Origin of the sequence: Ramlibacter sp. WS9, assembly GCF_003797765.1 — a bacterium.
Lineage (GTDB): Bacteria > Pseudomonadota > Gammaproteobacteria > Burkholderiales > Burkholderiaceae_C > Ramlibacter.
In genome coordinates this window covers 1-4475 of the sequence record NZ_RKMB01000069.1, presented here as the reverse complement: position 1 = coordinate 4475, position 4475 = coordinate 1, and the positions used below count along the sequence as shown (strand labels likewise).

General features: G+C 69.1%; 1 protein-coding gene. It reads right to left on the bottom strand.

Annotated features, from left to right (window positions below; genetic code table 11):
* Nucleotides 1–4475: beta strand repeat-containing protein (locus EEB15_RS33910; protein WP_370284091.1), on the bottom strand; the 4475-nt coding region annotated here is incomplete at both ends.

The window sequence follows — 4475 nt, the reverse complement described above, 5'->3', positions numbered from 1 at the left end:
CCGCTCACGCCGATCTGGCCGGCGCCCACGCCGTCGTTGCTGATGGCCAGCTGGTCGGACGCCGTGCCGTTGGCGGTGAGGCTCACCGTGAGGGTGCCGGTGTCGAAGTTGGCGGAGTCGGGGTCCGCGACCGTCATGGCCGGCGAGATGGCGGCGGCAGCACCGTTCTCCGTGTAGCCCAACGTGCCGCCGCCGGCGAGCACCGGCGCGTCGTTGGTGGCGGCCACCGTCACGTCGCGATAGACGACCTGGCTCAGGCTGAACACGCCCTGGCCATCGTCCACCTGGAACGCGAAGGTGCGCGTCGCCGTGTTGGGCGTGTCGCTCGTGTTGTTGTAGCGCACCGAGCGCAGCGCGGCTTCATAGTTGGCGAGAGTGTCGACGCCGGTGAGCGTGAGCTGGCCGAAGTTGTAGACGCCGGTGATGTTGGCCGTGTTGACGAAGACCAGCTGGTCTTCGGCGTTCGTGAAGTTGGTGAAGATCGTCACGCTGGCCCCCGACAGCGTCGTGGTGTCGGGGTCGGTGATAGTCAGGCCCGGATCGATCTGGACCGCCGCTGCGTTCTCGATGAAGTCACCGGTGCCGGCGCTCATCGTGATGACCGGGCGCGAATTGACTTCGGTGATCGCGATGTTCTTGGTGACCACCGTGCTCAGGTTGGCCCCGCCATCGCCGTCGTCCAGCTGGAAGGAGATCTCGCGTGTGGCGCCGGGACTGGTGCTGGTGGAGTCGAAGGTCACCAGGCGCAGCGCGGCCTGCCATTCGCCCATGGTGGCCGTGCCGCCGGCCGAAGTCAGCGTGAGGGTGCCGGTGGCCGCAGTGAAGGCACCCAGGATGTTGCCGGTGGCACCCGTGCCGGTAAAGGCCAGCGTGTCGAAGCCGTTCAGGTAGCCGCCGGTGACCTGCACCGTGGCGTTGGTCATGGTCGTGCTGTCGATGTCGGCGACGGTGATGGCACCGTCGATGGCGACGGCCGCGCCGGCTTCGGTGAAGGCCGTGTTGCCGCCGCTGGGCGTCAAGACCGGCGCATCGTTGGCGGCCGCGACATTGATGGTGGCCGTGGTCGCGCCGTCCTGGTCGCCCCCATTGGCCACGCCGTCGCCGTCGACCACCGTGAAGGTGACCGTGCGCGCGAGCGTGGACGGATCTTCGGACGTGTTGGCGAACGTGATGTTGCGCGAGAGCGCCTGCACGGCCGCGGGTGTGGCCGCCGCGCTGGTGAAGGTGATCACCAGGGCAGCGCCGTTCACGCCACCGGCAAAGGTGCCGATGAGGACACCGCCGTAGCTGACGTTGGCGCCGCTCACGCCGATCTGGCCGGCGCCATTGCCTTCGTTGCGGATGGCCAGCTGGTCGGCGGCCGTGCCGTTGGCGGTGAAGGCGGCAGTGAGCGAGCCACCATTGAAGTCGGTCGAGTCGGGATCAGACACCGTCGTGGCCGAGGCAATCACCGTGGCCGCGTCGTTCTCCGTGTAGCCCAGCGCGGCGGCTTGCGCATCGATCACCGGCGCCGAATTGGTTTCCGTGATCGCGATGTTCTTGACCTGCGGCGTGCTCAGATTGCTGCCGCCGTCGCCGTCGTCCAGCTGGAACGTGACTTGCCGGCTCGGGCCGGGGCCGGGGCTGGTGGAATCGAACTCCACCAGGCGCAGGGCGGCCTGCCATTGCGCAGCGGTGGCCGTGCCGCCGGCCGAAGTCAGGGTGAGGGTGCCGGTGCCAGCATTGAAGCCACCCACGGCGATGTTGCCGGTGGCGCCCGTGCCCGTAAAGGCCAGCGTGTCGAACCCGTTCAGGTAGCTGTCGGTGATCTGCACCGTCGCGCCGGACATGGTCGTGCTGTCGACGTCCGTCACGGTGATCGAGGCGTCGATCACGACGGCCGGACCGGATTCGGTGTAGGCCGCGTCGCCGCCACTGGGCGTCACGACGGGCGCGTCATTGACTGCGGTGAAGTTCACGGTGGCGGTGGTGGTGCCGTCCTGGTCGCCGCCATTGGCCGTGCCGTCGCCATCGACCACGGTGAAGGTGACGGTGCGCGCGAGCGTAGACGGGTCTTCGGACGTGTTGGCGAACGTGATGTTGCGCGCCAGTGCCTGCACGGCCGGTTGCGAGGCCGCGGGGGTGGTGAAGGTGATCACGAGGTCGGCGCCATTGACGCCGCCGGCAAAGGTGCCGATCACGAACCCGCCGTAGCTGACGTTGGCGCCGCTCACGCCGATCTGGCCGGCGCCGGTGCCTTCATTGCGAATGGCCAGCTGGTCGGCGGCGGTGCCGTTGGCGGTGAAGGCCGCGGTGAGCGAGCCGCCCATGAAGTCGACCGAATCGGGATCGGCCACCGTCGTCGCCGCAGCGATCACCGTGGCCGCATCGTTCTCCGTATAGCCGAGCACGGCGGCTTGCGCATCGATCACCGGGGCGTCGTTGACGGGGGTGATGGTGATGTTGCGCGTGGCCGCGGGGCCATCGCTGGTGCCGTCGTTGGCGACATAGGACACGGTCCTGCTGGTGCCCGGGTCGTCGTTGGTGGTGGTGCGGAAGGTGATGGATTGCAGCGCCGCCTGGTAGGCCGCTTCGGTGTCGGTGCCGCTGAGCGTGAGCACGCCGGTGGCCGCGTTGTACGAGCCGGTGATGTTGGCCGTGTTGACGAAGGCGAGCTCGTCGCCGACCTGGAAGCCCGCTGTGATGCTCGCCGTCGCGCTCTCCAGGTTGGTGTCGTCGGCATCCGCAACGGTGAGCGTCGCGTCGATCGCGACCGCGGCGGCGCCTTCGATGTAGGCCGTGGTGCCCGCGGTGGCCGTCACCACCGGCGCGTCGTCGGCGGCGGTGACGTTGACCGTGGCGGTGGTCGCGCCGTCCTGGTCGCCGCCATGCCACGTGCCGTCGCCGTCGACCACAGTGAAGGTGACGGTGCGCGCACCGATGGCGGGATCTTCCGAGGTGTTGGCGAACGTGATGTTGCGCGAGAGGGCCTGCACGGCCGCTTGCGTGGCCGCGGCGGTGGTGAAGGTGATGACCAGGTCGGCGCCATTGGCCCCGCCGGCAAAGGTTGCGATGACGGACCCGCCGTAGCTGACGTTGGCCCCGCTCACGCCGATCTGCCCGGCGCCCGTGCCTTCGTTGCGGATGGCCAGCTGGTCGTCTGAAGTTCCGTTGGCCGTGAAGGCCGCGGTGAGCGAGCCGCCCATGAAGTCGGCCGAATCGGGATCGGCCACCGTGGTGGCGGGGGCGATCACGGTGGCCGCATCGTTCTCGGTGTAGCCGAGCACGGCCGCTTGCGCATCGATGACCGGTGCATCGTTGACGGGCGTGAGGGCAATGCCGCGGGTGGCCGCGGCGCTGTCGCCGACCCCGTCGTTCACCACCCACGACACGGTCCTGCTGGTGCCCGGGTCGTCGTTGGTGGTGGTGCGGAAGGTGATGGATTGCAGCGCCGCCTGGTAGGCCGCGACGGTGTCGGTGCCGCTGAGCGTGAGCACGCCCGTGGCCGGGTTGTACGAGCCGGTGATATTGGCCGTGTTGACGAACGCGAGCTCGTCGCCGACCTGGAAGCCCGCGGAGAGGCTGACGGTGGCGCCGACCAGGTTGGCGTCGTCCACGACGCTGATGGTGACGGTGCCATCCACGATGGTGGCGGCAGCCCCTTCGATGTAGGCCGCGGTGCCCGCGGTGGTGGTGACGACGGCCAGGTCGTTGGTGGCGCCGACGGTCACGGTGGCGGTGGTGGTGCCGTCCTGGTCGCCGCCATTGGCCACGCCGTCGCCGTCGACCACGGTGAAGGTGACGGTGCGCGCGCTGGTGGACGGGTCTTCGGAGGTGTTGGCGAAGGTGATGTTGCGCGAGAGCGCCTGCACGGCCGCTTGGGTGGCCGCGGTGGTGGTGAAGGTGATGACCAGGTCGGCGCCGTTGACGCCGCCGGCAAAGGTGCCGATGACAGCGCCACCGTAGCTGACGTTGGCCCCGCTCACGCCGATCTGGCCGGCGCCGGTGCCTTCGTTGCGGATGGCCAGCTGGTCGGCGGCGGTGCCGTTGGCGGTGAAGGCGGCGGTGAGGGAGCCGCCGTTGAAGTTGGCCGAGTCGGGGTCGGCAATCGTGGTGGCCGGTGCGATGACCGTGGCGACGTCGTTCTCGATATAGGCCAGCACGGCGGCTTGCGCATCGATCACCGGGGCGTCGTTGACGGGGGTGATGGCGATGTTGCGGGTGGCCGGAATGCTGGTGTATTCGCCATCGGTCGCGGTCCAGGACACGGTCTTGGTGACCGGCGGGTCGTCGTGGGTGGTCTCGAAGGTGATGGTGCGAAGCGCCGTCTGCCAGGCCGCCAGGGTGTCGGTGCCGGTGAGGGTGAGCACGCCGGTGGCCGGGTTGTACGAGCCGGTGATGTTGGCGGTGTCGACGAACGCGAGCAAGTCGCCCACCTGGAAGCCCACGGAGATGCTGATGGTGGCGCCCGCCAGGGTGGGGGTATCCAGGTCCGT